This window comes from Clostridium hydrogeniformans DSM 21757, from assembly GCF_000686705.1.
Lineage (GTDB): Bacteria > Bacillota > Clostridia > Clostridiales > Clostridiaceae > Clostridium_Z > Clostridium_Z hydrogeniformans.
Map to the genome: position 1 here is coordinate 1 of NZ_JMLJ01000034.1, position 1,212 is coordinate 1,212.

Annotated in this window: 1 protein-coding gene and 2 tRNA genes; all 3 read left to right on the forward strand. The window is 32.5% G+C overall.

The genetic code is table 11. From position 1 onward, the window contains the following. Nucleotides 1-98 precede the first annotated feature (98 nt). The 3 genes from BR69_RS0113170 (at nt 99) to BR69_RS0113180 (ending at nt 1,210) form a co-directional block, all read left to right on the forward strand. A tRNA-Ser gene (locus tag BR69_RS0113170) sits at nt 99-189 on the forward strand. Between the two features lie 313 nt (nt 190-502). After that, nucleotides 503-1,045 (forward strand): GNAT family N-acetyltransferase, encoded by a 543-nt coding sequence (locus BR69_RS0113175; RefSeq protein WP_027633591.1) that lies wholly within the window; start codon nt 503-505, stop codon nt 1,043-1,045. Between the two features lie 74 nt (nt 1,046-1,119). After that, nucleotides 1,120-1,210 (forward strand) — tRNA-Ser (locus tag BR69_RS0113180). Nucleotides 1,211-1,212 lie beyond the last annotated feature (2 nt).

Below are 1,212 nucleotides of genomic sequence, written 5' to 3' on the forward strand. Positions count from 1 at the left end.
AGATGGTCGAGTTGGTTTAAGGCACCGGTCTTGAAAACCGGCGTGCATGTGAGTGCACCGTGGGTTCGAATCCCACTCTCTCCGCCATTTTTTTTTACGGAGAACTACTCAAGTGGCCGAAGAGGCGCCCCTGCTAAGGGCGTAGGTCGGGAAACCGGCGCGAGGGTTCAAATCCCTCGTTCTCCGCCAAGAGCATCTAACGAAAGTTAGATGCTTTTTTTATTTTTATAAACAATGACATAGAAAAATAAAAATTATTTATTCTATGCCATTTTTATAAATTTAAAATAACTATATAGAGTTCTTAGTTTTAAAGATTATTTTAATTAAGGATATTTTTAATAAGTAAATCAAGGATTCATCTTATAGCTGTTTTATAGAAGTATATATAACTCAATATATACTGAATAATTTGAATATTTAAAATTAAATTTTCAAATACATATTGTTTCACATAATTATATATGTTAATATATATAAAATTAATTTGGGGGGAATTAATATGTATAGGGGAGAAAAAGTTTTATTAAGGGCATATAAAAGTGATGATACTGAAAAGGCATATGAATATGTTAATGATGCAGAACTTATGAGATATTTATCTCCAAATGTAGCATTTCCTATGACTTATAAAGAGGAAAAGGAATGGGTAGAAGCCCAAGGACAAAACAAGGATGGAACTTATAATTTCGCAATAGAAGACTTAGAAAGTGGCAGGTATATAGGGGGATGTGGAATAAATGAGGTTAATTGGCTTACAAGAGTGGTTACCGTTGGTATAATGATTGGAGATAAAGATTATTGGGGAAGAGGCTATGGGACAGATACTATGAATACCTTAATAAAATTTATATTTAGTAATATGAATGTAAACAAGATAAAACTATATACTTTTTCCTTTAATGAAAGAGCTCAAAGATGTTATGAAAAGTGTGGATTTAAGGTAGAGGGAATATTGAAAGAAGAGGTTTTTAAAGATGGACAATATTATGATGAAGTAATTATGTCTATTTTTAAAAATCAGTGGGATCAAGGAGACATATAAATATATTATTTAGAATATTAAAAAATAAATTGTTGACATAGCAATGACTAATTGTTATAATAATTTTTGTAAACGGAGAGATGGTCGAGTTGGTTTAAGGCACCGGTCTTGAAAACCGGCGTGCATGTGAGTGCACCGTGGGTTCGAATCCCACTCTCTCCGCCATT